General features: G+C 74.0%; 25 protein-coding genes. 15 read left to right on the top strand and 10 right to left on the bottom strand.

The features are described from left to right. Positions 1-20 precede the first annotated feature (20 nt). From AOM05_RS00130 to ahcY, 3 genes are all read left to right on the top strand, one after another. Positions 21-1,454 carry a phosphomannomutase/phosphoglucomutase gene (locus AOM05_RS00130; protein WP_062518611.1) on the top strand — a complete coding sequence of 478 codons (1,434 nt, stop codon included), beginning with the start codon at positions 21-23 and terminating at the stop codon, positions 1,452-1,454. A 1-nt stretch (position 1,455) separates the two neighbouring features. Further along, positions 1,456-2,397 carry a cation diffusion facilitator family transporter gene (locus AOM05_RS00125; protein WP_062518610.1) on the top strand — a complete coding sequence of 314 codons (942 nt, stop codon included), beginning with the start codon at positions 1,456-1,458 and terminating at the stop codon, positions 2,395-2,397. Between the two features lie 83 nt (positions 2,398-2,480). After that, positions 2,481-3,920 carry an adenosylhomocysteinase gene (gene ahcY / locus AOM05_RS00120; RefSeq protein ID WP_062519569.1) on the top strand — a complete coding sequence of 480 codons (1,440 nt, stop codon included), beginning with the start codon at positions 2,481-2,483 and terminating at the stop codon, positions 3,918-3,920. A gap of 58 nt (positions 3,921-3,978) precedes the next feature. Here ahcY and AOM05_RS00115 read toward each other — a convergent pair whose 3' ends face one another. Next, positions 3,979-4,800, bottom strand: a complete 822-nt coding sequence (locus AOM05_RS00115; RefSeq protein ID WP_062518609.1) for an RDD family protein — start codon at positions 4,798-4,800, stop codon at positions 3,979-3,981. Positions 4,801-4,841: 41 nt separating this feature from the next. On the opposite strand from AOM05_RS00115, the gene AOM05_RS00110 reads away from it, so the two are divergent. After that, positions 4,842-5,837 (top strand): stage II sporulation protein M, encoded by a 996-nt coding sequence (locus AOM05_RS00110; protein ID WP_062518608.1) that lies wholly within the window; start codon positions 4,842-4,844, stop codon positions 5,835-5,837. 13 nt (positions 5,838-5,850) lie between these two features. Here the strand turns inward: AOM05_RS00110 and AOM05_RS00105 are convergent, their stop codons facing one another. Genes AOM05_RS00105 through AOM05_RS00085 form a run of 5 tightly spaced genes read right to left on the bottom strand, consistent with a single transcriptional unit; the run spans position 5,851 to position 11,149 of the window. Then, a complete protein-coding gene (locus AOM05_RS00105; RefSeq protein ID WP_062518607.1) occupies positions 5,851-7,140 on the bottom strand; it encodes a DUF58 domain-containing protein in 1,290 nt (429 codons plus the stop codon). A 1-nt stretch (position 7,141) separates the two neighbouring features. Next, the gene (locus AOM05_RS00100; RefSeq protein WP_062518606.1) at positions 7,142-8,200 is read right to left on the bottom strand and encodes an AAA family ATPase; all 1,059 of its coding nucleotides are present in this window, start codon (positions 8,198-8,200) and stop codon (positions 7,142-7,144) included. Continuing rightward, positions 8,197-9,396 (bottom strand): DUF4350 domain-containing protein, encoded by a 1,200-nt coding sequence (locus AOM05_RS14500; RefSeq protein WP_169746702.1) that lies wholly within the window; start codon positions 9,394-9,396, stop codon positions 8,197-8,199. The genes AOM05_RS00100 and AOM05_RS14500 overlap by 4 nt, the downstream gene beginning before the upstream one ends. Then, complete coding sequence (locus tag AOM05_RS14350; protein WP_062518604.1) at positions 9,393-10,031, bottom strand: DUF4129 domain-containing protein; 639 nt, start codon at positions 10,029-10,031, stop codon at positions 9,393-9,395. Before AOM05_RS14350 ends, AOM05_RS14500 begins: the two co-directional genes overlap by 4 nt. Next, positions 10,028-11,149 (bottom strand): hypothetical protein, encoded by a 1,122-nt coding sequence (locus tag AOM05_RS00085; protein WP_156164963.1) that lies wholly within the window; start codon positions 11,147-11,149, stop codon positions 10,028-10,030. Before AOM05_RS00085 ends, AOM05_RS14350 begins: the two co-directional genes overlap by 4 nt. Positions 11,150-11,227: 78 nt before the next feature. Here AOM05_RS00085 and mtrA point away from each other — a divergent pair, with 78 nt between their 5' ends. The 7 genes from mtrA (at position 11,228) to secA (ending at position 20,694) form a co-directional block, all read left to right on the top strand. After that, positions 11,228-11,911, top strand: coding sequence for an MtrAB system response regulator MtrA (mtrA, locus tag AOM05_RS00080; RefSeq protein ID WP_062518602.1), 684 nt, complete (start codon positions 11,228-11,230; stop codon positions 11,909-11,911). Further along, a complete protein-coding gene (mtrB, locus tag AOM05_RS00075; protein ID WP_169746701.1) occupies positions 11,908-13,545 on the top strand; it encodes an MtrAB system histidine kinase MtrB in 1,638 nt (545 codons plus the stop codon). The genes mtrA and mtrB overlap by 4 nt, the downstream gene beginning before the upstream one ends. Before the next feature lie 2 nt (positions 13,546-13,547). Further along, complete coding sequence (locus AOM05_RS00070) at positions 13,548-15,266, top strand: LpqB family beta-propeller domain-containing protein (protein ID WP_062518600.1); 1,719 nt, start codon at positions 13,548-13,550, stop codon at positions 15,264-15,266. A gap of 87 nt (positions 15,267-15,353) precedes the next feature. Next, entirely contained in the window at positions 15,354-16,076 is a 723-nt protein-coding gene (locus AOM05_RS14050) for a hypothetical protein (protein ID WP_062518599.1), read from the top strand. A gap of 155 nt (positions 16,077-16,231) precedes the next feature. Then, a complete protein-coding gene (gene hpf, locus AOM05_RS00060) occupies positions 16,232-16,879 on the top strand; it encodes a ribosome hibernation-promoting factor, HPF/YfiA family (protein ID WP_062518598.1) in 648 nt (215 codons plus the stop codon). 40 nt (positions 16,880-16,919) lie between these two features. Further along, complete coding sequence (locus tag AOM05_RS00055; RefSeq protein ID WP_062518597.1) at positions 16,920-17,810, top strand: DMT family transporter; 891 nt, start codon at positions 16,920-16,922, stop codon at positions 17,808-17,810. 55 nt (positions 17,811-17,865) lie between these two features. Next, complete coding sequence (secA, locus tag AOM05_RS00050) at positions 17,866-20,694, top strand: preprotein translocase subunit SecA (protein WP_062518596.1); 2,829 nt, start codon at positions 17,866-17,868, stop codon at positions 20,692-20,694. A 65-nt stretch (positions 20,695-20,759) separates the two neighbouring features. On the opposite strand, the gene AOM05_RS00045 is transcribed toward secA, so the two are convergent. Both AOM05_RS00045 and AOM05_RS00040 read right to left on the bottom strand, forming a co-directional pair. Then, positions 20,760-21,152: an Rv3235 family protein gene (locus tag AOM05_RS00045; RefSeq protein WP_062518595.1), complete on the bottom strand. Its 393-nt coding sequence runs from the start codon at positions 21,150-21,152 to the stop codon at positions 20,760-20,762. Further along, positions 21,149-21,865 (bottom strand): LysM peptidoglycan-binding domain-containing protein, encoded by a 717-nt coding sequence (locus AOM05_RS00040; protein WP_062518594.1) that lies wholly within the window; start codon positions 21,863-21,865, stop codon positions 21,149-21,151. The genes AOM05_RS00045 and AOM05_RS00040 overlap by 4 nt, the downstream gene beginning before the upstream one ends. Before the next feature lie 117 nt (positions 21,866-21,982). Between AOM05_RS00040 and AOM05_RS00035 the strand changes: the two genes are divergently transcribed. Continuing rightward, a complete protein-coding gene (locus AOM05_RS00035; RefSeq protein ID WP_062518593.1) occupies positions 21,983-22,489 on the top strand; it encodes a hypothetical protein in 507 nt (168 codons plus the stop codon). 7 nt (positions 22,490-22,496) lie between these two features. On the opposite strand, the gene AOM05_RS00030 is transcribed toward AOM05_RS00035, so the two are convergent. Next, positions 22,497-22,709, bottom strand: coding sequence for a helix-turn-helix domain-containing protein (locus tag AOM05_RS00030; protein ID WP_062291560.1), 213 nt, complete (start codon positions 22,707-22,709; stop codon positions 22,497-22,499). A 109-nt stretch (positions 22,710-22,818) separates the two neighbouring features. Here AOM05_RS00030 and AOM05_RS00025 point away from each other — a divergent pair, with 109 nt between their 5' ends. Genes AOM05_RS00025 through AOM05_RS00015 form a run of 3 tightly spaced genes read left to right on the top strand, consistent with a single transcriptional unit; the run spans position 22,819 to position 25,035 of the window. Next, complete coding sequence (locus tag AOM05_RS00025; protein WP_062518592.1) at positions 22,819-23,421, top strand: SAF domain-containing protein; 603 nt, start codon at positions 22,819-22,821, stop codon at positions 23,419-23,421. Continuing rightward, positions 23,418-24,590, top strand: a complete 1,173-nt coding sequence (locus AOM05_RS00020) for a CpaE/TadZ family protein (protein WP_062518591.1) — start codon at positions 23,418-23,420, stop codon at positions 24,588-24,590. The genes AOM05_RS00025 and AOM05_RS00020 overlap by 4 nt, the downstream gene beginning before the upstream one ends. A 4-nt stretch (positions 24,591-24,594) precedes the next feature. Further along, positions 24,595-25,035: a DUF6912 family protein gene (locus AOM05_RS00015; RefSeq protein WP_062518590.1), complete on the top strand. Its 441-nt coding sequence runs from the start codon at positions 24,595-24,597 to the stop codon at positions 25,033-25,035. Between the two features lie 14 nt (positions 25,036-25,049). Here the strand turns inward: AOM05_RS00015 and hisN are convergent, their stop codons facing one another. Next, entirely contained in the window at positions 25,050-25,835 is a 786-nt protein-coding gene (gene hisN, locus AOM05_RS00010) for a histidinol-phosphatase (protein WP_062518589.1), read from the bottom strand. Positions 25,836-25,944: the final 109 nt, after the last annotated feature.

Here is a 25,944-nt window from a genome sequence, read left to right as displayed (position 1 = left end):
GGTGCCGCTAGTCTGACCGCGTGACTGACGCACCGGACCTGTCCCAGCTCATCAAGTCGTACGACGTCCGCGGGATCGTGGGCGAGACGCTGACCGCGGAGGTCGCCACCGCGATCGGCGCGGCGTTCGCGGACGCGATCGTGCTGCCCGAGGGCGAGAGCACCGTCGCGATCGGCCACGACATGCGCGACTCCGGCCCGTGGCTCGCGGACGCCGTGACCGCTGGCCTGACCTCGCTCGGCGTCGACGTGGTCCGCATCGGGCTGTGCTCGACCGACGGCCTCTATCACGCGTCCGGCGCGCTCGACATCCCCGGCGTGATGATCACCGCGAGCCACAACCCCGCGGCCTACAACGGCATGAAGCTGTGCCGCAGCCGCGCCCGCGCGGTGGGCGACAACTCCGGCCTCGCCGACGTCCGCGAGCTGGCCGCCCGCTACCTGGTCGAGCCGCCCGCCGTCGCCGCGACGCGCGGCACGGAGAGCACACGCGACATGGTGGGCGAGTACGGCGCGTTCCTGCGGTCCCTGGTGCCGCTCGACGGCATCCGGCCGCTCAAGGTCGTGGTGGACGCGGCCAACGCCATGGGCGGCTACACGGTGCCAGCGGTGCTCGGCACGGCCGCGGGGCTGAGCGAGCTGCCGCTCGAGATCATCCCGCTGTACTTCGAGCTCGACGGCACGTTCCCGAACCACGAGGCCAACCCGCTCGAGACGGAGAACCTGCGCGACCTGCAGGCCGCCGTCAAGGCGCACGGCGCGGACATCGGACTCGCCTTCGACGGCGACGCGGACCGCTGCTTCGTGATCGACGAGCGCGGCGAGGTGGTCACCCCGTCCGCGATCACCTGCCTGGTGGGCCTGCGCGAGACGGCACGCGAGCTCGCGGCGGACCCCGAGGCGTCGCCGACCGTCATCCACAACCTCATCTCCTCTCGCGCGGTGCGCGAGCAGCTCGCCGCCGCGGGTGCCACGCCGGTCCGCTCCCGCGTGGGCCACAGCTTCATCAAGGCGGAGATGGCGCGCCTCAACGCCGTGTTCGGCGGCGAGCACAGCGCGCACTTCTACTTCCGTGACTTCTTCTACGCGGACTCGGGCATGCTCGCCGCCATGCACGTCCTCGCCGCGCTCGGCCAGCAGGACGGCCCGCTGTCCTCGCTCATCGAGGCGCACGAGCCGTACGTGGCGTCGGGCGAGATCAACTCGCGCGTCGATTCCGTGCCGGACGCGCTCGCGCGTGTGAAGGCGGCGTTCGTCACCGAGGACGTCTACTCCGACGAGTTCGACGGCCTCACGGTGGAGCACTGGCCCGCGCCGGGCGAGGGCGAGCGCTGGTGGTTCAACGTGCGCCCGTCCAACACCGAGCCGCTGCTGCGGCTCAACTCCGAGGCCGACGGCCAGGAGCTCATGGAGCGGATGCGTGACAGCGTGCTCGCTGTGATCCGAGAGGGCTGACATGTCGACCGAGGGCGGAACCAAGGCGGTGGTGGCGGCGCTGAGCGCCAACCTCGCGATCGGCCTGACCAAGTTCGGGGCCTACGCCCTCACGGGCTCGTCGTCGATGCTCGCGGAGGCGATCCACTCCGTGGCCGACTCGGGCAACCAGGTGCTGCTGCTGGTGGGCGCGAAGAAGTCGCGCCAGGAGGCGACCCCCGAGCACCCGTTCGGCTACGCCCGCTACCGCTACTACTACGCGTTCCTCGTCGCGGTCGTGCTGTTCACGCTCGGCGGATGCTTCGCGCTGTACGAGGCGTGGCACAAGTGGCAGCACCCCGAGGGCATCACCTCATGGCACTGGGTCCCGCCCACGGTGCTCATCGTCGCGATCGTCATCGAGTCGATGTCGCTGCGCGTCGCGGTCCGCGAGTCGAACCACGTGCGCGGCGGCATGTCGTGGCCCAAGTTCGTCCGGCGTCACCGCTCGCCCGAGCTGCCCGTCATCCTCATGGAGGACCTGGGCGCGCTCATCGGCCTCGCGTTCGCGCTCTTCGGCGTCTCGATGACCCTGATCACCGGTGACGGGCGCTGGGACGCGTTCGGCACCGCGATGATCGGCGTCCTGCTGGTCACCATCGCGATCGTCGTCGCGCGCGAGACGCGCGAGATGCTGCTGGGCGAGTCGGCCGTGCCGGAGGACATCGAGAAGATCACCACGGCGCTCCACGACGCCGGCTACCCCGACATCATCCACCTGCGCACGGTGCACATCGGTCCCGAGGACATCCTCGTGACCGCGAAGGTGGGTGCGCAGCCGGGCGAGTCGCTCGCGACCATCGGTGCACGCACCGACGATGCCGAGGCGCGCATCCGCGCCGCGGTGCCGAACGTGCACCTCATCTTCATCGAGCCCGACGTCCGCCACGCGGAACCCGCCGCGGAGCCCGCGCCCGGCGCCTGACCCGGCCCGCGCATCGTCCCGCCATCCGCGACGATGGTAGAAATGACGACCGTGCCCCGTCGGGGCGAACCTTGGAGGACCTCATGATCGAGCACGTCGTCGCGGACCTGGCGCTGGCGGAGGCCGGCCGGAACCAGATCCGGCTGGCCGAGCAGGAGATGCCGGGCCTCATGGCGCTGCGCGAGGAGTTCGGCGCCGCGCAGCCGCTCAAGGGCGCGCGCATCGCGGGCTCGCTCCACATGACCGTGCAGACCGCGGTCCTCATCGAGACCCTGACGGCGCTGGGTGCGGACGTGCGCTGGGCCTCGTGCAACATCTTCTCCACGCAGGACGAGGCGGCCGCCGCGATCGTGATCGGCGGCGGCACGTACTCCGCGCCCGCCGGTGTGCCCGTGTTCGCGATCAAGGGCGAGACCATCCCCGAGTACTGGCAGTACACGGACCGCATCCTCACGTGGGAGGGCCACGACGGCCCCACGATCATCCTCGACGACGGCGGCGACGCCACGCTGCTGGTGCACGAGGGCGCCCGCCTCGAGAAGCTGGGCGCCGTGCCCGCCCCGCTCGAGGAGGAGGACCCCGAGTACAACGCCGAGGTCGAGGGCATGCGCGCCGTGATCCGCCGCTCGATGTCGACGGACCCCACGCGCTTCACGCGCATGGCCGCCGGGATCGTCGGCGTGTCGGAGGAGACCACCACCGGCGTGCACCGCCTCGAGCTCATGCACCGCCGCGGCGAGCTGCTGTTCCCGGCGATCAACGTCAACGACTCGGTGACCAAGTCGAAGTTCGACAACAAGTACGGCATCCGCCACTCGCTGCCCGACGGCATCAACCGCGCCACCGACGTCCTCATGGGCGGCAAGGTCGCGTTCATCGCGGGCTACGGCGACGTGGGCAAGGGCGCCGCGGAGGCGCTGCGCGGCCAGGGCGCCCGCGTGGTCGTGTCCGAGGTGGACCCGATCTGCGCGCTGCAGGCCGCGATGGACGGCTACGAGGTCGCGCGCGTCGAGGACTACGTGGACCGCGCGGACTTCTTCATCACCACCACGGGCAACAAGGACATCATCCGCGTCGAGCACATGGCCGCGATGAAGGACAAGGCCATCGTGGGCAACGTGGGCCACTTCGACAACGAGATCGACATGGCGGGCCTCTCACGCTCGGGCGCGAAGCTCACCCCCATCAAGCCGCAGGTCGACGAGTGGGTGTTCCCCGACGGCCACAGCATCATCGTGCTGAGCGAGGGGCGCCTGCTCAACCTGGGCAACGCGACCGGTCACCCCAGCTTCGTGATGAGCGCGTCCTTCACCAACCAGGTGATCGCGCAGATCGAGCTGTGGATCAACCTTGCCGCGTACCCGCTGGGCGTCCACCGGCTGCCCAAGGAGCTCGACGAGAAGGTCGCGCGCCTCCACCTGGACGCGCTCGGCGTGCGTCTCACGGAGCTCAGCGAGTCGCAGGCCGACTACATCGGCGTGTCCGTCGAGGGCCCGTTCAAGCCCGAGCACTACCGGTACTGACGCCAGGCCCTCGGGGCGGTGCGCGCGGCCCCTGGCCCGCGCATCGTCCCCTCGCGGGTCATTCCGCGTCGGGGATGCCGAACGGCAGGCGGCGCAGCGCGTCGCCGTCGTGGACGGCGCGCACCATCCTGGCCTCCTCCACCACCTGCTCCCGGTCGCGGCGCGCGACCAGCACGGCGGCAAGGAACGCCTCGGGGTGCGTGCCGGCCGGCGGCAGCGGGGAGACGTGAGTCGCGAACTGCTCGGACAGGCGCGACCCCACCCGCACGCGCGACGGGGCGTGCATCTGCGGCGCGCGCGCGAGGAACATGCGCGCGGTGAGCGCGAGGCCGTCGGGCAGCCGCGTGATGTCGGCGGTGCTCGCCCAGCCGGCCAGCCCCACCGGCATCGCGATCCGGGGCAGCGCGCGCTTCGCGCCGCGGGTGCGCATCGCGTAGGTGCCCGCGACGTAGTCGCCGATGCGCTTGCCGCGCGCGCCGAACGCCGAGACGGTGACGGCGAGCATCCCCGCGGTCGCGTAGATCTCGAGGACGCCGAGCAGCGCGCGAGCCGCGGAGTGGCGGACGCTCACCGGGCCGCCGTCGTCGCGGACGATGCGCAGGCCGGCCGCCCAGCGGCCGGGGGACCGGCCGCGGGAGAGGGTCTCCACGGTCATCGGGACCAGCACCAGGCAGACCACCGTCCACACGATCAGCACGGAGCGGATCCAGGCGTCGTTGAGTCCGCCCGTGACGCGCTCGAGAGCGCCGAGCCCCACGAGCAGCAGGGCGTAGACCGCCAGCAGGTCGATCAGCCCCGACAGCATGCGCAGGGGCAGCGGGGCGGAGCCGGAGTCGAGCACCACGCCTTCGCCGATGAGGATCTCGTCCTCGTCCGTCATGCGTCCTCCCTGGCTGCGGCCTCCTGTGGCATCGTAGCGGCGTGGACATCGACTCCTTCGGCGCCGTGCGCGAGGCGCGTTGGGCGCGGCTCAAGGAGCTGTCGCGCTCGCGACGGCTCACCGGCGCCGAGGCGGACGAGCTCACGCGCCTCTACCAGGCCACCGCCGGCGACCTCGCGGCCGTGCGGTCCGCGGCGCCCGAGCCGTCCGTGGTGTCGCGGCTGTCCGTGCTGCTCGCGTCCGCACGCGTGTGGCTCACGGGTGCGCACACCGTGTCGACCCGCGACACGCGCCGCTACCTCGCCGTGACGCTGCCCGCGGCGCTCTACCGCGTGCGCTGGTGGGCGGTGGGCATGACCGCGGCGGTGGTGGGGCTGGCGTTCCTGTCGGGCTGGTGGACGCTCACGCACCCGGAGGCGCTCGAGCTGATCGGGCCGCCCGAGGTGCGCGCCGCGATCGCCGAGGAGGAGTTCGCGAGCTACTACACCGAGTACGACTCGACCTCTTTCGGGGCGATGGTGTGGACCAACAACGCGTGGCTCGCGGCGCAGTGCATCGCGCTGGGCATCACGGGCGTGTTCCCGCTGTACCTCATGTACAACACGGTTCTCCAGCTCGGGGTGTCGGGCGCGGTGATGGCGGAGGCCGGCGCGCTCGACGTGTTCTTCCAGCTCATCTCCCCGCACGGGCTGCTCGAGCTGTCGGCCGTGTTCGTGGCCGCGGGCACCGGGCTGCGGCTGTTCTGGACCATGCTGGTCCCGGGTCCGCGCCCGCGCGGGCGGGCGCTCGCCGAGGAGGGGCGCGGGGCGATCGCGGTCGCGCTCGGGCTGGTGGTCGCGCTCTTCGTGTCCGGCCTCATCGAGGGCTACGTCACCGGGTCCGGGATGCCGTGGTGGCTCAAGGTTGCGATCGGCGTGGTCGCCGTCGCGGCCTTCTGGGCGTACATCTTCATCGCCGGGCGCGCCGCCGTGCGGGCGGGCGCCACGGGGGACTCCACCGGGGACTTCGCGACCGATCAGGTCGCGCTCGCGGGGTGACGCGCGGGCGCCCCTAGAGCCGCCCCGCCGCCTTGAGCGCGAGGTAGCGGTCGCACACCGCGGGCGCGAGGTCGTCGGGCAGGGCCAGCACCACCTCGGCGCCCAGCTGCCGCAGCCGCGTCGCGACCGCCTCGCGCTCGAGCATCGCGCGCGACGCGGCGCCCGCGTCGTAGATCGCGTCCGCGTCGGTACGGCCGGCCATCATCTCGCCCAGCTCCGGGTCCTCCACGGATCCCACCAGCACCTGGTGCTTGCGCTGCAGCGCCACGACGGCCTCGATGAGGCCCGAGTCCATCGCGGACGTGTCGACAGTGGTGAGCAGCACCACCAGGGACCGCTGCGACACGCGCGACTCGACCAGGCGCACCAGCGCGGGCCAGTCCGGCTCGAGCAGCGACGGCTCGACCGTCGCGAGGGCGTCGGCGAGCGCCGCGACCATCTGCGAGCCGCTGGACGCCGCGCGCGCCTGCTCGGTCCGGTCGAACGCGGTGGCCTGCACGCGGTCGCCCGCGTGCGACGCGAGCGCCGCGAGCAGCAGCGCCGCCTCGATGGAGGCGTCGAGCCGGGGAGCCTCGCCCACGCGTGCCGCGGACAGGCGGGCGCTGTCGAGCGCGATCACCACGCGCCGGTCCCGCTCGGGACGGTAGGTGCGGACCACCACCTCGCCGCGGCGGGCGGTGCCGCGCCAGTCGATCGCGCGGACGTCGTCGCCCACCACGTACTCCCGCAGCGAGTCGAACTCCGAGCCCGCGCCCTTGAGGCGCACCGCGGTGCGGCCGTCGATCTCCCTGAGCCGCACCAGGCGTGACGGGAGGTGGCGGCGGGACGCGAACTCCGGCAGCACCCGCAGGCGCGCGGGCGCCTCGAAGGACCGCTGGCGCCCCGCGAGCCGCAGCGGGCCCACCGTGCGCACGGTGACGGGCCCCGCGAGCCGGTCGCCGCGGCGCGTCGGGAGCAGGGACGTGCGGAAGGTCTCGGACTCGCCCGGCCGGAGCGCGAAGGCGTGCCGCTCGCCGGTGGCGCCGGCGGACGGCTGCCACGCGTCGCGCACCACGCCGCGCACCCGGCGCCTGCCCACGTTGGCGACCAGCAGCGTGGCGTGCGTCGACTGCGTGAGCCGCACCGAGCCGGGCGTGCCGCGGCGCACCCCGACCCACGAGGTCGGCGCCGCGAGCCACACGTCCAGCAGCGCGAGGACCCCCACGCCGATGATCCAGGCCCACGCCGTGGTGCGCGACTCCGTCAGCGCCGCCGGGATCACCCCGAGCGCCGCCAGCGCGACCGTCCAGCCGGTGATGTGCATGTCAGCGGGGGACGGGCACCGTCGCGAGCACGGACGTGAGCACCGAGGTCGCGGTGACGCCCTCGAGCTCCGCCTCCGCGCGCACGCGCATGCGGTGGGCGAGGGTCCATCCGGCGAGCGCCTTGACGTCGTCCGGGGACACGTAGGTGCGGCCGCGCATCCAGGCCCACGCGCGCGAGGTCTGCATGAGCGCGGTCGCGCCGCGCGGGGACACGCCCAGCGACACGGAGGGCGCCTCGCGGGTCGCGCGGCACAGGTCCACGATGTACCCGAGCACGTCCTCGGCGATCTCGACCGCGGCGACCTCCTCGCGCGCCCGCTCGAGGTCGGCGATGGTCGCGACCGGCCGGACGCCCGCGGCGGCGAGGTCGCGGGGATCGAAGCCCGCGGCGTGACGGCGCAGCACGTCCGCCTCCGCGTCGCGCGACGGCATGGGCACGGTGAGCTTGACCATGAAGCGGTCCAGCTGCGCCTCGGGCAGGGGGTAGGTGCCCTCGTACTCGACGGGGTTCTGGGTCGCGATCACCAGGAACGGGTCCGGCAGGCGGCGCCCCTCGCCGTCGACGGTGACCTGCCGCTCCTCCATCGCCTCGAGGAGCGCGGACTGCGTCTTCGGGGGCGTGCGGTTGATCTCGTCCGCGAGCATGAGGTTGGTGAACAGCGGCCCCTCGCGGAAGGAGAACGCCGCGGTGCGCGCGTCGTACACCAGGGAGCCCGTGACGTCGCCCGGCATGAGGTCCGGCGTGAACTGGACGCGCTTGGTGTCGACGTCGAGCGAGGCGGCGAGCGCCCGCACCAGCAGGGTCTTCGCGACGCCGGGGACGCCCTCGAGCAGCACGTGGCCGCGGCACACCAGCGCGATCACCAGCCCGGTGACGATCTGGTCCTGGCCCACCACGGCCTTGCCCACCTCGGTGCGCAGCCGCCCGAGGGCGTCGCGGGCGGTGGACGATGCGGGGGCGGGCGCGGTCGCGGCCGCCGGGTCGGCGGCGGTCGCCTGGGTGGCGGTGCCCTGAGCGGCGGTCGCCTCGGCGGGGGAGGTCGGGGGGGTCTCGGTCACGGTCGGTGAACCTCGCTTTCCAGTGCGTCGAGCTCGGAGATCAGGGTGAGAAGGGCCGCATCGTCGTGCGGCGGGGGTCCGTACAGCAGGCGGTCGACGTCGGCCTCGGGGCGGTCCGCAGCGCGCGAGACGGCGCGGATCAGCGCGTCGCGGCCGTCGGTGCGGCTCACGCCGAGGCGGCGGCCCATGCGCAGCGCGGCCGCGGCGCGCAGCGACGCGGCGGAGCGGCCGGTCGCGCGGGCCCGCCGGTACAGGCGTGCGCGGCCGCGGGTCGCCTCGGAGGCGCGGACCACCACGGGCAGCGGCTCGCTCACGAGCGCGCCGAACCGGCGCGCGCGCCACAGCGCGGCGACCGCCACCGCCAGAGCGATCGCGTAGAACGCCGAGCCGGTGCCGGGAGGGAGGAAGTCGGGCGTCGCCTCGACCTCGGTGGGCACCTCGCCGGAGCCGGAGCCGGCCCAGGTGAGCAGGCTGGGGTCGAAGCCGTCGGCGACGTACCAGACCACGTCGGCGTGGCGGCCGAGGCTGCGCACCGCGAGGGCGGCGTGACCGGCCGAGTCGAGCTGAGCGTTGGTGACCAGCGACGACGACGCGATGGCGGTCACGGTGCGTCCGCCCTGCTCGACGCGCGCGAACGCGGAGACGCCGTCGCCCTGGGGGAAGCACAGCGTCGCGGCCGTGCCGTCCGCGACGAGCCCGATGAGATCCACGCGCGCGGTGCCCGCGGCGACGGCGTCCGGGTCCTCGCAGGCCGCCGTGACCGTCCGCGGGACCAGGATGGCCTCCTCGGTCGCGTCGATCCCCAGCGGGACGAGCGCCGCGCCGGACTCGCCGAGCAGGACCACGTCGCCCGGGTACTCGACCAGGGAGCGCACCTGGCCGCCGGTGAGGAGGGCGGCGTTCGCGACCACCACGGTGGTCGCGTCGGGCTCCCGCACGGCGGCGCGGGCGAGCGCGTCCACCTGGCGCACCTCGACGCCGTGGCCGCGCAGGATCTGCGCGACCGCCCGCGCCCCGCTCGGGGTCGAGTTCTCCGTGGACAGCGGCACGTAGTCGCCGGGCCGGGACCCGATCACCAGGATCGCGACCAGCCCGCACAGCAGCGCCAGGGCGACGATCCCGAGGCGTCCGCGACGCGCGCGTGCGCGCAGCCCGGTACCGGGGGCGGCGGTGTGGAGCGGGGCCGGCGCGGTCACGGCGCCTCCGCCGCGGCCAGGCGCGGGCGCGCGTCCTCGCACGCCCGCATCGTCTCGAGGACGTGGGCGTAGGTCGCCTCCGTCGCCGGCACGTGCCCGTACCGGATGCCGTCGAACGCATCGGCGTCGGCATGGAGGCGGGGCGCGAGCGGGGGAAGCGCCGCGGCGGCCTGCCCCGCCGCCTCGGCCGCGGTGAGGCCCGGGCCGAGCGCGATGACGTCGCGCTCGGCGAGGCGGCGCACCAGGGCGCGGTAGAGGTCGAGGGTCGCGGTGGTCCAGTCGCCCGCGCGCGCCGCGGCCCTCGCGGCCGCCGCGATCGCGTCCGCGTCGCGGTCGTCGTCGAAGAGCGTGGCCTCCGCGTCGGCGCGGCGGCTGCGGCGCATCGGCCCGACCACCAGCCACAGGATCAGCGCCACGAGGGCGGCACCCACGAGCACGGCGATGAGGATGCCGACGGGTCCGGCGGCGCCGCCTATCCCCCCGCCGATCCCGTCGAGCAGGTTCTGGAACCAGGTGGTGATCCGCTCGAGCCACGAGGCGCCGCCCTCGCGGTACTCGTCCTTCGCGAGCTCCTCGACGGCCCACCGGCGCGCGGTGTCCGCGTCGGGGGCGAGGGGAGGGGCGTCGAGGCTCACCGGCGCCGCGCCTCGGCGGCCTCGGCGAGCGTGAGGTCGAAGCCCTCGTGGCGGATGCGCAGGTCGATGAGCACGAGCGCGAACAGCGAGCCGAGGTACGAGTAGGCGAGCACGTAGGAGATCACCAGCGACAGCGCGGTCACGAACGCGAACGCGATGCCGAGCACCAGCAGGTTGTCGGGCGCGATGAGCGTGACGGCCAGCGCGGCGAAGCCGCCCACCTGGCTCACCACGTTCGACACGATGCCGATGAGGGTGGCGGCGACGAACACCACCAGCACCGACCACCAGAAGCGGCCCTTGAGGAGGCGTACGGCGCGCCCGATCGCGGAGATCGCGCCGCGGCGCTCGAGCACGATGATCGGCCGCGAGATGCCGCCGATGAGCGTGACCATGAAGCCCGCCGGCAGCGCCACCGCCAGCACCACGAGCACGCCGACCACGATCCACCCGACGCTCTCCGCCGCGATCGCGATGATCAGGGGCATCGCGCCCACGGCGATCGCGACCAGCAGCGCGAGCGTCGCCAGCAGGTACAGCAGCAGCAGCGAGCCGATCCGGGGCCGCACCGCGCGCCACGCCTCCTTGAGCCGGATCCGCTCGCCGAGCGCGCCGCGCGCGACCCCGGGCGCGACCACGGCGCTGGAGAACACGTCCGCGAGCAGGGCCGCGACGATCGCGAGGACGAACACGGCCACCGTGCCGACGCCGATCGAGTCGCCCTGCGACAGCGGATCCGTGAGCGCGAGCGACGGGTCGGTGAACAGCAGCCACATCGCGGCCGTGGTGAGCACCGTCGTGGCGAGCGTGAGCAGCAGCGGCCCGCCGACGATCACGCCGCGGTTGTAGCGCATCGCCCGGAACGGCAGGCCCAGCAGGTCCGCGAAGCCGAGCGGGCGCAGCGGCATGAAGCCGGGCTGCCAGGACGCGGAGGTGGGGGCCGCGGCACGGGGTGCGGGGGCCGGCTGCCAGGCCGGCGCCGCACCCGGCGGCACGGGCGGAGCCGGCCACGCGGACGTGGGAGGGACGGGCGCGGGGGACGATGCGGGGGCCGGGCCGGTATCAGGGGTGACGGGTGTCGGGGCGGCCCAGTCGTGGTCCGGTGCGGGGTCCTCCATGGCGTCCTCTCCGTGCGGTCCCGCCCATCCTGCCACGCGCTGCGAGGCCTCCGGCGAACCCCTCTGCATAATGGGGGCATGACGGCGAAGATCCTGGTGGTCGACGATGACCCTGCCGTGGCCGAGATGCTGGGCATCGTGCTGCGCGGCGACGGCTTCGAGACGGTGTTCTGCGACCACGGCGACGAGGCGGTGGCGGCGTTCCGCGCGACCAACCCTGACGTGATCCTGCTCGACCTGATGCTGCCCGGCAGGTCGGGCATCGACATCTGTCGGGAGATCCGCGCGGAGTCGGGTGTGCCGATCATCATGCTGACGGCGAAGTCGGAGACGGTCGACGTGGTGCTGGGACTCGAGTCGGGCGCGGACGACTACGTGCCCAAGCCGTTCAAGCCGCGCGAGCTGATCGCGCGGGTGCGGGCGCGCCTGCGCCGCAACGACAACGCGACGCCCGCCGTGGTGCGGGTCGCGGACCTCGAGATCGACGTGACCGGCCACCGGGTGACGCGCGACGGCGAGATGATCCCGCTGACGCCGCTCGAGTTCGACGTGCTGGTGACGCTCGCGCGCAGCCCGGGACAGGTGTTCACCCGCGAGGTCCTCCTCGAGGACGTGTGGGGCTACCGCCACGCGGCGGACACCCGCCTGGTCAACGTCCACATCCAGCGGCTGCGCGCGAAGGTGGAGCGCGATCCGGAGAACCCCGAGATCATCCTCACGGTGCGCGGCGTCGGCTACAAGGCGGGTGGCGTCTTGCCGTGAGGTTCACCCCCCGCTCCCTGTGGGCGAACCTGGCGAGGGGCCCGCGACGGGTCTGGCGCCGATTCCGAGGGTCGCTCCTGCTGCGGGTGGTTGCGACCACCACGGTCCTGGGTCTGGGCGCGGTCATCGTCATCGGCGCGCTCATCAGCACCCAGATCCGCGACGGGCTGGTGCAGACGCGCGTGGACCGGATCCTCGCGGAGTCCGCGCGGGACGCGGCCAGCGCGCAGGAGAACGTCGACGCGTCGACCGCCGAGAGCTCGGGCGACCTGCAGCAGCTGGCCTACGACCTGTTCGACACGCTCGGCACCATCGGCGGCAACTCCCGCGGGCTCGTGCTGCTGCGCGACCCGGCCAACACCTCGGGCGTGATCCTGTCGACGCCCGTCACCGACACGAGCCTCGTGGAGGTCATCACCCCGGAGATGCGCGCCGCGGTGCAGGCCGGGGACCCGCAGTCGTGGCAGTTCGTCGCGCTCCCCGACACCGGCGACCCGGGCGTGGTGGTCGGCGTCCCGTTCACCATCCGGGTCGCGGGGGAGTACGAGCTGTACTTCGTGTACTCGCTCGCGGACGAGCAGGCGACCCTGCTGCTGATCCAGCGCGTCCTCATCGTGGGCGCGATCGCGCTCATGGCGCTGCTGGGCGTGCTCACGTACCAGGTCACGCGGCAGACGGTGCGGCCGGTGCGCCACGCCGCACGGGTCGCGTCGCGGCTCGCGGAGGGGATCCTGTCGGAGCGCATGACCGTGCGCGGCCAGGACGAGATGGCGACGCTCGCGCGCACCTTCAACGAGATGGCGGAGTCGCTGCAGCGCCAGATCACCCGCATGGAGGAGCTGTCGCGGCTCCAGCGGCGGTTCGTGTCCGACGTGTCGCACGAGCTCCGCACGCCGCTCACCACCATCCGCATGGCCTCCGACCTGCTCTACGACTCGCGGGAGGGGTTCCCGCCCGAGGTCGCGCGCTCCGCGGAGCTGCTCAACACGCAGATCGACCGCTTCGAGTCGCTGCTGTCCGACCTGCTGGAGATCTCCCGCATCGACGCCGGTGCGGCTCAGCTCGAGTTCGACGACATGTCCCTCGCGGACGTGGTGCGCGACCAGGTCGAGGCGATGGTGCCGCCCGCCCGCAGCCAGGGCGTCGAGCTGAGGCTGTGGGTCGCCAAGGGCGACCACGTCGCGTCTATGGACCGCCCGCGGGTCGCGCGGATCGTCCGCAACCTCCTGTCGAACGCGATCGAGCATGCGCAGCGCCACCCGGTCGACGTGGTGGTGTCCTCGAGCAAGCGCGCCGTCGCGGTGGTGGTGCGCGACTACGGCATCGGCCTCACGCCCCAGCAGGCGCAGCGGGTGTTCGACCGCTTCTGGCGCGCGGACGCGGCCCGCGCGCGCACCATGGGCGGCACCGGTCTGGGCCTGTCGATCGCGCGCGAGGACGCGCAGCTCCACGGCGGCAAGCTCGAGGCGTGGGGCCTGCCGGGCAAGGGCGCGAGCTTCCGCCTCCAGCTGCCGCGCACGTCGCGCGGCCTAGGCCAGCACCCGCCGCTGCCGCTCGTCATCGCCGAGCTCGACTACGGCACCATCGCTCAGCGCATCCCGCTCGAGTCCGACCGCAGGGAGGTGGCCCCGTGAGGATGAGGCTGGCCGCGCTGGGCGCGGCATGCGCGCTGGCGCTCGGCGCGTGCGCGTCGATCCCGACGTCCGGCCCGGTGTCCGAGGGCACGGGCGAGGTCGAGGGCGCCGAGCCCATCGTGCCGTTCGCCGAGGGGCCGCAGATCGGCGACAGCGTCAACGCCACCGTGTCCGGCTTCATCCAGGCCACCGCGGCGGGCTTCGCCTCCGACTTCTCGGTGGCGCGCGAGTACCTGACGGTGCCGGCGCGCAACCAGTGGGACCCGCTCGCGCAGGTCACGGTCTACGACTCCGGCGCGCTCACCCCCGACTACGACGAAGGCGCGGGCCGGGTGGTCTACTCGGTGCCGGTGGCCGCGTGGCTCGACGAGGCGGGCCGCATGGTCGAGGCCGAGGCCGGCACCCAGTCCCAGCTCGAGTTCGAGGTGTCGCAGGACGTGGGGGCGCAGTGGCGCATCTCGGGTCTCGACGACGGCTCGCTGCTCGCGGAGGCCACCTTCAACCGCGTGTTCCTGCCCGTGTCGCTGGTGTTCGCCTCCGCGGACGGCACCACCGTGGTGCCCGAGCTGCGGTGGCTGCCGCAGACCAACGTGGCCACGTGGGCGGCGCGCGAGCTGGTCGAGGGACCGTCGCCGTGGCTCGCGAACGCCGTCACCACCGGCTTCCCCACCGGCTCCGCGCTCGCGGTGGACTCGGTGGTGGTGACCGACGGCGTCGCCGCGGTGCAGCTCGCGTCCCAGTCCGCCGGCACCCCCGCCCAGCGCGCGCTCGCGGAGCAGCAGCTGCGCCTCACCCTCACCGCGCTGCCCGGCATCCGCGACGTCGACGTGACCGTGGCGGGCGTCCCGCTGGTCACGGAGGAGGCGGACACCCTGTCCCGCGAGCCCGTGCCCGAGAGCGTCGCGGCCGTGTTCATCGACGACCGCCTGGGCCTGTGGGACGGCGACCAGCTCCGCGTGGTGCCGGACGGCGTCGGCGCCCTTCCCGCCGGCTCCGACGAGCTCGCCACCTCCTACGACGGCACTCGTGTCGCGTTCCGCGTGGGCGGCACGGCGATCGTCGCATCCGACGCCCTGGCCGGCGGCGCCCCCGACCTCATCCCGGTCGACGACGCCGGCCGCGCCCAGGGCACCATGGAGGTGACCACGCTCGCGCAGGGGTCCGCGCTGGTCGCCCCCAGCTTCGACCGCTACGGCTGGGTGTGGACCTCCGAGGCCGTGGACCCGGACGGCGTCATCGCGGTCGCCGAGGACGGCACCGTCATGGACCTCGAGGCGCGCTGGCTCGCGGGACGCACGGTCGAGGAGCTGGTGCCGTCCCGCGATGGCGCCCGCGTCCTGGTGGTGTCCCGCGCCGGCAACCAGACGGTCGCCGAGGTCGCCGAGGTGGTGCGCTCCGAGACGGGCGAGCCGCTCAGCATCGGCGAGCCGCTGCAGGTGGGCGCCAACCTGGGCCGCGCGATCGACGCCATCTGGGTCGACGACCTCACGGTGGCGCTGCTGGGCACGTCCTCGGGCGACGAGAGCGCGCCGCTGTGGCTGGTCTCCGTGGGCGGCCGCACCACGGAGGAGGCCGCGGTGCCCGACGCCGTGTCGATCTCCGCGCGCCACGGCGACCGGTCCATCACGCTCGTGTCGAGGGACGGCACCGTGCGCGAGCGGGCGGGCACCGGGTGGTCGCAGATCGCCACCGGCGTCGACGAGCTCGCGTACGCCGGCTGATGTCCCCAGCCCCCTGACGGGGGCCGTCCCTCCACCGCGGGGGGACGATGCGCGGGCCGGGACGGCCTGCCGTGCCACCGTGGGTGCATGGCCGGGCCCGTCGCACGTCTCGCGCGGCTCGTGGTGCCGGTCGCGTGCCCGGGCTGCGGGGAGCAGGACGTGCGGTGGTGCGAGGCGTGCGAGGCGCCGTGGTGGGAGCCGCCGCTGCGGTGCGAGAGCGGCGCGCCGCGCCTCGACGCGGTCGAGCCGGCCCTGCCCGCGTGGTCGATCGCGGAGCTGGACGGGCCCACGCACGGCGTCATCGCGGCGTGGAAGGACCAGGGCAGGCGTGACCTGGGCGCGCTGCTGGCCCCCGCGATGAGGCGGGCCGCGCGGGAGGTGGCGGCGGCGCTCGACCCGGCCGCCGCATCGTCCCCCGTCGCCGTGGTGCCGTGCCCTGCCCGCGCCGCGCACACGCGCAGGCGCGGCGAGGACCTCCCGTTGCTGCTCGCCCGCGCGGCCGCCGCCGGCCTTGCGGACGCAGGCGTGCCCGCCGCGACGGTCGCCGCGCTGGCGCCGGCGAGCGGGGCCTCGCGCGGCTCCGGCGACCGCGGCAGGTGGCGCGCGGGCCCGGCGCGCACCCGCGGGGCAGCGTGGCGGCAGCCGGCGCTCCGGCCCGTGCTGCTGGTCGACGACGTCCTCACCACCGGGGCCACCCTGGCGCGCGCTGCGGCGGCGCTCGCGGGCTCGCGGCTGGTGCCGATCGGGGCGCTCGTGCTCGCGTCCGCGCCGGCCCCTGGGAAAGTGCTGGGAGTGGGCGAAGGGCCCTGACGCACCCTCGGAACGCGCGCTAGGGTAGGAGGTCCAGGACGACGACGGACGTCGGACACCTTCATGGCGAGGAGGTGATGCAGCAGGCGTGACAAGCGCCGCCACCTTGCCCCTGGCCCCTGCGGGGCCCCAGCGACAGTGAAGGAGTTTTCGTCATGGACATCGCCATCGTGGGACGTCACACCAAGGTCTCCGAGGACATGCGGCAGAAGATCTTCGAGAAGATGGAGAAGGTCGAAGCCCTCGCCCCTCGGGCGACCCGAGCGGACGTTCATGTGGTCCATGAGAGGAATCCCAAGCACGCCAACGACCGCGAGCGCGTCGAGATCACGGTGCGCGGACGCGGAGTGGTGCGTGCGGAGGCCGCGGCGGAGGACCGCTTCGTGGCCCTCGACGGAGCCATGCAGAAGCTGGTGGAGCAGCTGCGCAAGCTGCACGAGCGCAAGGCGCACCGCCACCAGGGCAAGGCCGGGCTGCACACGGTGCCCGCGCCGGCGCCCGACGCGGCCGACGCCGACGAGCGCGCCGCCAGCGTCGAGGCGTGGGAGGGCGCGCCGGAGGGCTCGCACCGCGAGATCCCGATCGACGGCACCCCCATCGTCATCCGTTCCAAGACCCACGCGGCCGCGCCCATGAGCGTCGCCGACGCGCTCGACCAGATGGAGCTGGTGGGTCACGACTTCTTCCTCTTCCATGACGCGGACACCGGCCTGGCCTCGGCGGTGTACCGCCGGCGCGGCTGGACCTACGGGGTGATCCACCTCGAGCAGGGCGAGACCGAGGAGTCTCGCGAGACCGCCTGATCGCTGTCGCGGCGGGGCTGCTTCCGGCTAGATTCGCCGGGTGCAGCCCCGCCATTTCCTTTCCGTCGTCCTGGCCGCGACCCTGTGGGGCACCGGCGGGCTGCTGGGGACGCTCCTCGCGGAGGAGAGCGACGTCCCGCCCGCCTCGGTCGCGATGTGGCGCATGCTCATCGCGGGCGTCGCGCTCACGGCTTGGCTGCTGGCGCGTCGTGCCCTGGCGCTCCGGTCCCTCGATCGGGCGATGGTGGTGCGCATCCTCGCGACAGGTTCGCTCACCGCGGTGTTCGAGGTGCTGTACTTCACCGCCGTCACCCTCGCGGGCGTGGGCCTCGCGACGCTCGTCGCGATCGGCTCGGCCCCCGTGTGGGTGGCGTTGTGGGACTGGCTGCGGCGCGGCGACCGCCCGGCGGGGAGGCGCGTGCTCGCGCTGGCCCTCGCGGTCGCCGGCCTCGGGGCGCTGCTCGGATCCTCGCTGAGCGTGGGCGATCGCGCGCTGCTGGGCGTGCTGGTCGCGGTGGTGACCGGCGCCGCCTTCGCGGGGGTGACGGTGGTCAACCGCGAGCCCGTGCCCGGGCTGGGCGCCGCGCGGCTCACCGCGCTGTCCTTCGCGGCGGGCGGGGTGCTGCTGATCCCCGTCGCGCTGGTGCTCGGCTGGGGCGCACCCGCCGGGGCCACCGCGTGGGGATACGCGCTCGCGCTCGGCATCGTGTCGACCGCGCTCGCGTACGTCGCCTACCTGGGCGGCCTCGCCACCGTGCCGCCGTTCGTGGCGACCATCGTGTCGCTGCTCGAGCCCCTGGTGGCGGCGGTGCTCGGCGCGATCGTCCTGCAGGAGAGCCTGGGCTGGGGCGGGGCCGCCGGCGGTGCGCTCCTGGCGACCGCGGTGGTGCTGTTGCGCCCACAGCGAGACGAGCCGGAGAGCATCCACTGACCGCCTACGATGGTCGGGGACTGTACAGGCTTGCGAGGAGCGCGACGTGGCATTGATGGACCGCATCATCCGTATGGGCGAGGGGCGCGAGCTCCGCCGGCTCGAGAAGGTGGTGACCCTCACCAACGCCCTCGAGGAGGCGTACGAGGCGATGTCGGACGAGGAGCTGCGCGCGCTCACCGACGAGTTCAAGGAGCGCGTCGCCGACGGCGAGTCGCTCGACACGCTCATGCCCGAGGCCTTCGCGGCGGTGCGCGAGGCCTCGCGCCGCACGCTCGGCATGCGCCACTTCGACGTCCAGATCATGGGCGGCGGCGCGCTGCACCACGGCAACATCGCCGAGATGAAGACCGGTGAGGGCAAGACGCTCGTGGCGACGCTGCCCGCGTACCTCAACGCGCTCGCCGGCAAGGGCGTCCACGTGGTCACCGTGAACGACTACCTCGCGTCGTACCAGTCCGACCTCATGGGACGCGTGTTCCGCTTCCTCGGGATGACCACCGGCTGCATCGTCGCCAACCAGTCGCCCGACGTGCGCCGCCAACAGTACGAGGCCGACATCACGTACGGCACCAACAACGAGTTCGGCTTCGACCACCTGCGCGACAACATGGCGCTCCAGCCCTCGCAGCTGGTGCAGCGCGGCTACCACTACGCGATCATCGACGAGGTCGACTCGATCCTCATCGACGAGGCGCGCACCCCGCTGATCGTGTCCGGCCCCGCCTCCGGCGACAACAACCGCTGGTACGTCGAGTTCGCCCGCCTCGTGAAGGACATGGAGGTCGACGTCGACTACGAGGTCGAGGAGAAGAAGCGCGCGGTCGGCATCCTCGAGCCCGGCATCGACAAGGTGGAGCAGGCGCTCGGCGTCGAGAACCTGTACGACCCCGCCAACACGCCGCTGATCGGCTTCCTCAACAACGCGATCAAGGCCAAGGAGCTGTTCCGCAAGGACCGCGACTACGTGGTCCAGGGCGGCGAGGTCGACATCGTCGACGAGCACACGGGCCGCCTGCTCAAGGGCCGCCGCTACTCCGAGGGCCTGCACCAGGCGATCGAGGCCAAGGAGCGCGTCCCGATCAAGGCGGAGAACCAGACCTACGCGTCGATCACGCTGCAGAACTACTTCCGTCAGTACGAGAAGATCGGCGGCATGACGGGCACCGCCCAGACCGAGGCGGCCGAGCTGCACTCGACGTACGGCATGGGCGTCATCCCGATCCCGACCAACCGCCCGATGATCCGCCAGGACCAGTCGGACCTCCTGTACAAGTCGGAGCAGGCCAAGTTCGACGCCGTGATCGAGGACATCCTCGGCCGGAACGCGAAGGGCCAGCCGGTGCTCGTGGGCACCGTGTCCGTCGAGAAGTCGGAGAAGCTGTCGCAGGAGCTGCGCAAGCGCGGGATCGTGCACACGGTCCTCAACGCGAAGCAGCACGAGCGCGAGGCGTCGATCGTCGCGGAGGCGGGCCGCAAGGGCGCCGTCACGGTCGCGACGAACATGGCCGGGCGCGGCACCGACATCATGCTGGGCGGCAACCCCGAGTTCCGCGCGGTGGCCGAGATGCAGGAGCGCGGCCTCGACCCGAACGAGAACCCCGAGGAGTATGAGGCCGCCTGGAAGGACGTCTTCGCGAAGGCCAAGGAGGACGTCGAGTCCGAGCGCCTCGAGGTGCTCGAGGCCGGCGGCCTGTACGTGCTGGGCACCGAGCGTCACGAGTCGCGCCGCATCGACAACCAGCTGCGCGGCCGCTCCGGCCGTCAGGGCGACCCGGGCGAGAGCCGGTTCTACCTGTCGCTCGAGGACGACCTCATGCGGATGTTCCAGTCGGGTCTCGCCGCCTCGGTGATGAACTCGGCGGCGCTGCCGGACGACATGCCGATCGAGTCGAAGGTCCTCACGCGCGGCGTGCAGAGCGCGCAGGCGCAGATCGAGGGCCGCAACCATGAGATCCGCAAGAACATCCTCAAGTACGACGACGTCCTCAACTCGCAGCGCAAGATCATCTTCACCGAGCGCCGCCGTGTGCTCGACGGCGAGGACATGCACGAGCAGATCCAGGGCTTCATCGACGACGTCGTGAAGGCGTACGTGCGGTCCGCGACGCTGGTCGGCTCGCCCGACGACTGGGACCTCGAGGCGCTGTGGAAGGACCTCCGCTCGGTCTACCCGGTGTCGATCGACATCGAGGAGGTCATCGCCGAGGCGGGCGACCTCTCCGGCCTGTCGACGGCGTTCCTCGAGCGCGAGCTCGTCGCGGACGCCCGCCTGCAGTACCAGTTCGTCGAGCACAAGCTGGGCGAGGACGTGCTGCGCCAGGTCGAGCGCCAGGTGCTCCTCCAGGTGCTCGACTTCAAGTGGCGCGAGCACCTCTACGAGATGGACTACCTCAAGGAAGGCATCGGCCTGCGCGCGATGGGCCAGCGTGACCCGCTCATCGAGTACCAGCGCGAGGGCTACCAGCTGTTCGAGGCGATGTCCGACGCCATCAAGGAGCAGGCCGTCTCGATCCTGTACCGGGTGGAGAAGAAGGAGCAGCCCGCCCCCGGTGCCGCGGTGACCCCCGAGTCCGCCGCCGCCGTCGCGAAGGCCGCGCCCGCCGCCGGCGGCCCCGCGCCGCAGCGTCTGGCCGCGATGCCCGCGAGCGGCTCGGCCGGCTCGCCCGTCCAGGCCCGCATGGGCGCGCTCACCTTCTCCGGTCCGTCGCAGGACGGCTCGGGCACCGCGAAGGTGGCGGCCCCGGCGCAGCCCTCCGGCCCCAAGCCGTGGGACGACGGCCGCGTGTTCGAGGGTGCGGGCAAGAACTCGCCGTGCCCGTGCGGCTCGGGCCGCAAGTACAAGATGTGCCACGGCAAGAACGAGGAGGACGCGGAGCTGTAAGGCCCCGTCCCCGACGCCACGAGGGCGGCATCCCGACAGGGGTGCCGCCCTCGCCGCGTCCGAGCTCACCCGATGTCGAGCACCGTGATGACCCACCGTCCGGCCAGGTCCTCGAGCCGGATCGCGACGGCGTGCGCGCGGCTGCCGATCATCGCGACGGCAGCGATCTCGGCGGCGCCCCGCGAGACCCGGCACGCGCGGGCGCGCAGGATGCTCGCCTCGGTGCCGCCCCGGCTGCCCGTGCGCCTGGCGATCGAGTGCTGACGCGCGAGGCTCTCCCGCACCTCCGGCGTGACCCACCGCAGCAGCGTGTCGATCCCGTCCCCGCCGTGCGCCACCTCGATCGCGGTGAGGGCCACGGTGCACGCCAACGGCGTCGGGTCGCCGAGCGTGGGCCGCCGGCGGCCGTACACGTCGCGGCGGGCCGGGCGCGGCGCCCAGGCCGGCTCGGCGCTCACCGTGCGCCGCCCGTGAGGGGCGCGGGCAACGCGAGCCGCTGCCCGGGGTGGATGAGGCCCGGATCCTCGCCGATCGCCTCGCGGTTCGCGCGGTAGAGCGCGGGCCAGGCCTCCGCGACCGCCGCCGCCTCCGCGGTGTCGAGCGCGTCCGCGGTGATGGACCAGAGCGACTCGCCGGGGGCGACCACGTGGACCGCGCCCCCTGGCTCCCGCGACCGGTCCGGACGGGCGGGCGTAGGGACGATGCGCGCGGGGCCGGGCGTCTCCGTCGCCGGGGTCCAGGGGACGGACGCGGCGGCGCCCTGGGCGGGGAGCCAGCCCGCGGAGGGGGGAGGGTCCGCGGCCTGCGCGGCGCCGGCCCCGAGCAGGGTGGCGGCGAGCGCCGCCGCGGTGGCCCGCGCGAGGCGGCCGGTCCAGCGCGGGGCCGCGACGCCGCGCGCGATCGCGCCGAGCGCGGCGGCGACCTCGATCAGGAACCGCGTCGCAGCGAGCGCGGCCACCGCGCCCGCGCCCACCAGCACAGCGTCGGCGGCGGACCACATCCGCCAGTCGACGCGCTGCGCCGTCTGCCACGCCAGCGCGGACGCCGCGGTGGCAGCCCCGAGGGCCGCCGCCGTCCCGGCGAGGGACGCCCAGGCCGCGCCCGTGCCGGCCCGCGACCGCCGCGGCGTGCCCGTGGTCCCCGGCCCCCGCATCGTCCCCTCCGTCTGCATGATTTGCTCCCGTTAGATGTTGTTTGATGGTGTTTGCTATCACCTGGTGTATCTCAGTGCTGTCCGATTTGTCCACCGGAACGGGCGGCCTGTGGACGCGGGCGCTAGCGTGGCGCCATGCGTTGGGAGCTGCTGTTCGCGGACCTCGAGTCGAGGCTCGAGGCGGCCGAGCGCGCCGACGTCGACGTCGAGATCGAGGAGCGCACGCGCGACGAGCGCGCGTCGGTCACGCTCGCCGGGCGCCTCGCGGCGCACCACGGCGGTCCCGTGCGCCTGGTCCTGCGCGGCGGCACGGAGGTGCGCGGCACGGTCGCCGACGTCGCGGGCGCGTGGGTGCTGATCGACGCCGGCGACGGTCAGGTGCTGGTGCCGCTCGCCGCGGTGGCGGCGGCGGACGGCCTGGGGCATGCCGCGGCGGTGCTCGGCGAGGTGCGGCGCCGGCTCACGGTGGCCGCGGCGCTGCGCGAGCTGGCCGAGCCGGGTCTCGCCGTCACGGTCGAGACGGACGGCGGGCGCTGGCGCGGGTACATCGGGGCGGTGGGCGCCGACCACCTCGACCTGATGACGGACGCGGGGCCGGTCGCGATCGCGTCAGCCGCGCTGCTCTCGGTGCGCGCCCGCTAGGGCCGGGTCAGCGGGTCTCGCGCTCCTTGAGGTGCTCCTTGGCGAGCGCGTACTGGCGCGCGATGTACGCCTCGAGCTGCTCCTCCTCGACGCGCCACTGCCCGCGTCCGCCCACCTGGATCGCGGGGAGGTCGCCCGACCGCACCAGGGCGTAGGCCTGGGGCGAGGAGATGTTGAGGATCTCCTGAACGTCGCTGAGCTTGAGGAACCGCGGAGGCACCCGGCCATTGTGACACGGCGCCGTCGCGCATGCCCGCTGTCCACAGGACTTCACGCGAAGGCTTTCACCAGGCATGATGGCGGTATCCGGCGGCAATGGGGGGGTGCCGATGGGCGAGCAGGTGCAGGCGGTCGCCGCGAGGCTGAGGCCGCCGGGGTGGCGCGACCCCCGACTCATCGTCGGGGTGCTGCTGATCGTGGTGGCGGTGATCGGCGTGGCCGCGCTGCTGCGCGGCGCGGACCGCACGGCGCCCGTGTACGCCGCCGCGACGGACCTTGCTCCTGGCACGGTGCTGGACGAGTCCAACCTCGCGGTCGCGCACGTGCGCGTGGGCGACGGCTACCTCGAGGCGCCGGAACAGGCGCCGTTCGGGGCGGTGGTGACGCGCGCCGTGGGCGCGGGCGAGCTGGTGCCCGCCGGCGCGGTGGCCGCGCGCGAGGACGTCGACGGGCGCCCCGTCGCGGTGGTCACCACGGCGCCGGTCGCGGAGGGCGTGGACGCGGGCTCGGTGGTCGACGTCTGGGTGACGCCCGAGGCCGGCTCCTCCGAGCGCGTCGGGGAGTCGCTGCCCGTCTCCGCGGTCGACCGCGAGGAGGGATCCTTCGGGCTCGGCGGCGAGACCGTCTACGTGGTGGTGCCTGCGGACCAGGTGGGCCTGCTGCTCGACGCCCTGTCCGGCGCCGCCGAGGTCGCGGTGGTGGGGACCGCGTGAGCGCGCCGCTCGGCGTGGTGGTGGCGGTGCGCGGCGACGCGGAGGTGCGCGTGGTCGCGGAGGTGGACGCGCACCCCCGCCTCACGGTGGTGCGGCGCTGCGCGGACCTCGCCGAGGCCGTCGCGGTGGTGCGCGCCGGGCTGGGCACCGTGGTGGTGCTGTCCGAGCAGCCCCATCTCGACGCGGACGCGGTGGCCGCGATGCGGCAGGCGGGCGCCGGGATCGTCGGCGTCGGTGCCGCGCCCCGGCTCGAGGCGCTGGGCATCGCCGTCGCGGACGGTGAGCTGGCCGAGGCGGTGCTCGCCGCCGTCGACACGCCCGCGCCCGAGTTCCTGCCGCCGCCCACGCCGGGCGACGGCGTGGTGGTCGCCGTATGGGGCACGGGCGGGGCGCCGGGCCGTACCACGGTCGCGGTCAACCTCGCGGCCGAGGCGGCGCTCGCCGGGGAGCGCGTGCTGCTGGTCGACCTGGACACGTACGGCGCGTCGATCTCCTCGATGCTGGGCCTCGCCGACGAGGCGCCGGGCATCGCCTCGGTCGCCCGCGCAGCCGCGCGCGGCGAGGACCCTGGCTCGCTGCTGGAGCGCCATGCGCTCGAGGTGGAGCCGCGGCTGCGCGTGGTCACGGGCCTCACGCGCGCGGCGCGTTGGCCCGAGGTCACGGCGCCCGCGCTCGAGCGGCTGTGGCCGGCGCTGCGGGCGGTCGCGGACGTGGTGGTGCTCGACGTCGCGGCCGCCGCGGAGGCGGGCGCGGGCCCCGCGACCATGGGCCCGCGCAGGGACGATGCCACGCTCGCGGGCCTCGCCGAGGCGGACGCGGTGATCGCGGTCGGGGGAGCCGAGCCGCACCAGCTGGTGCGTCTGGTCCACCTGCTGCTCGACCGCGAGGGACCCACGCCGGTGGTGGCGGTCAACCGCATCCGCGCCTCCGTCGCCGGGGCCCGGCCCGAGGACGCGATCGCGGCGGCGCTCGGTCGGCACGCGGGCGTCAGCGAGGTGTGGCCGCTGCCGTGGGATCCGCGCGCGTGCGACGCCGCCGCGCGGGACGGCCGCACGCTCGCGGAGGCGGCCCCGCGGTCGCCGCTCCGGCGCGCGATCGCGTCCATGGGCGCGGCCGTGGTGACCGACGCGCGCGCCTCGCGTGGCGCGCCCGCGACGGTGACAGACTGACGGCATGCGCGTGTACATCCCCGCCACCGTCGATGACCTTCCTCGCTGTGCCGACGGGCTGTGGGAGCCGCCGATCGCCTACGCGGTGACGGAGCGCCTGCTCGAGATCGTGGACTCCGACGACGCGGACGAGCTCGCGGAGATCGCCCGGGACGTCGCCGCCCGCGCGTCCGTCATCGAGGTCGGGTCGCCGCTGCGCGTGGTGGTGGTCGCGGAGCTCACGCGCGCCGAATGCGAGGCGGACCCCGACCTGCATCCCGCCGCGGTGCGCGTGCAGGGGCGCATCCCCGCCTCCGCGATCGCGTGCGCCTTCGTCGACGAGGCGGATGCCGCCGGGGATGTGCGCGCCGCGGTCGGCGGGGACGAGGACGCGCTCGACTCCCTCGAGGAGCGCGACCTGCTCTGGTACGACTCCTCGGAGCTGCGTCACCTCAAGCCGGCCTGACTCGCGCGGCGCGGTCAGGCGAGGCGGCGCAGCACCTCGTCGTGGAGCAGGCCGTTGGTGACCAGCGCGTTGCCGCCGTGCGGGCCAGGCGTGCCGTCGACGCCGGTGAAGCGGCCGCCCGCCTCCTCGACGATCGGCACCAGCGCGGCCATGTCGTACAGCTCGAGCTCGGGCTCGACGGCGATGTCGACGGCGCCCTCCGCGACCATCATGTAGCTCCAGAAGTCCCCGTACCCGCGGGTGCGCCACACGGCGTCCATGAGGCCCATGAAGGCGTCCAACCGGCCGAACTCCCGCCACTCCGACAGGTCCGAGTAGGACAGCGAGGCCTCGCCCAGCGCGTCGACGCCCGACACGGTGATCCGCCGCGCGGTCGCCTCCGAGGCCCCCAGCCACGCCCCTTGGCCGCGCGCCGCGAACCAGCGCCGGTGCAGCGCGGGCGCGCTCACCACGCCCACCACCACGTCGTCCCCGTCGAGCAGCGCGATGAGCGTCGCCCACACGGGTACGTCGCGGATGAAGTTCTTGGTCCCATCGATCGGGTCCACCACCCACCGGCGCGCGGCCGTGCCGGTGGTGCCGTACTCCTCGCCCACGAACGCGTCCTCCGGGCGGTGCTGCGCGATGGCGTCGCGCGCGATCCGCTCGGCGGCCCGGTCCACCGCGGTCACCGGCGTGTCGTCGGGCTTGGTCTCGACCGTGAGCTCCCCGGTCGCGAAGTTCGCGAGGGTGAGGCGGTCCACCTCGTCCGCGATCGCAAGGGCGAGCAGCAGGTCGTCGGCGTAGGGGGCGTCCGTCATGGCTTCAACCTACCGGGGACGATGCCCCCGGTACCGGTCGCCATTCGTCTCGGGATCAATACGCTCCGCACGGATTCACGCGCGCCACGCCGTGCGAACAGCCCGGATC

The sequence above is a fragment of the Demequina silvatica genome (assembly GCF_000971215.1).
In the GTDB taxonomy this organism is placed as follows: Bacteria; Actinomycetota; Actinomycetes; order Actinomycetales; family Demequinaceae; genus Demequina; species Demequina silvatica.
Note: the sequence above shows the minus strand (reverse complement) of the source record. Positions and strands in the feature narration are given on the sequence as shown.

Bases quoted from the DNA above. Each gene is read 5' to 3' on its own strand.
- AOM05_RS00125 (WP_062518610.1), top strand. From the start codon at position 1,456: ATGTCGACCGAGGGCGGAACCAAGGCGGTGGTGGCGGCGCTGAGCGCC.
- ahcY (WP_062519569.1), top strand. From the start codon at position 2,481: ATGATCGAGCACGTCGTCGCGGACCTGGCGCTGGCGGAGGCCGGCCGG.
- AOM05_RS00115 (WP_062518609.1), bottom strand. From the start codon at position 4,800: ATGACGGACGAGGACGAGATCCTCATCGGCGAAGGCGTGGTGCTCGAC.
- AOM05_RS00105 (WP_062518607.1), bottom strand. From the start codon at position 7,140: ATGCACATCACCGGCTGGACGGTCGCGCTGGCGGCGCTCGGGGTGATC.
- AOM05_RS00085 (WP_156164963.1), bottom strand. From the start codon at position 11,149: ATGGAGGACCCCGCACCGGACCACGACTGGGCCGCCCCGACACCCGTC.
- mtrA (WP_062518602.1), top strand. From the start codon at position 11,228: ATGACGGCGAAGATCCTGGTGGTCGACGATGACCCTGCCGTGGCCGAG.
- AOM05_RS00070 (WP_062518600.1), top strand. From the start codon at position 13,548: ATGAGGCTGGCCGCGCTGGGCGCGGCATGCGCGCTGGCGCTCGGCGCG.
- AOM05_RS14050 (WP_062518599.1), top strand. From the start codon at position 15,354: ATGGCCGGGCCCGTCGCACGTCTCGCGCGGCTCGTGGTGCCGGTCGCG.
- hpf (WP_062518598.1), top strand. From the start codon at position 16,232: ATGGACATCGCCATCGTGGGACGTCACACCAAGGTCTCCGAGGACATG.
- secA (WP_062518596.1), top strand. From the start codon at position 17,866: ATGGACCGCATCATCCGTATGGGCGAGGGGCGCGAGCTCCGCCGGCTC.
- AOM05_RS00040 (WP_062518594.1), bottom strand. From the start codon at position 21,865: ATGCAGACGGAGGGGACGATGCGGGGGCCGGGGACCACGGGCACGCCG.
- AOM05_RS00035 (WP_062518593.1), top strand. From the start codon at position 21,983: ATGCGTTGGGAGCTGCTGTTCGCGGACCTCGAGTCGAGGCTCGAGGCG.
- AOM05_RS00025 (WP_062518592.1), top strand. From the start codon at position 22,819: ATGGGCGAGCAGGTGCAGGCGGTCGCCGCGAGGCTGAGGCCGCCGGGG.
- AOM05_RS00015 (WP_062518590.1), top strand. From the start codon at position 24,595: ATGCGCGTGTACATCCCCGCCACCGTCGATGACCTTCCTCGCTGTGCC.
- hisN (WP_062518589.1), bottom strand. From the start codon at position 25,835: ATGACGGACGCCCCCTACGCCGACGACCTGCTGCTCGCCCTTGCGATC.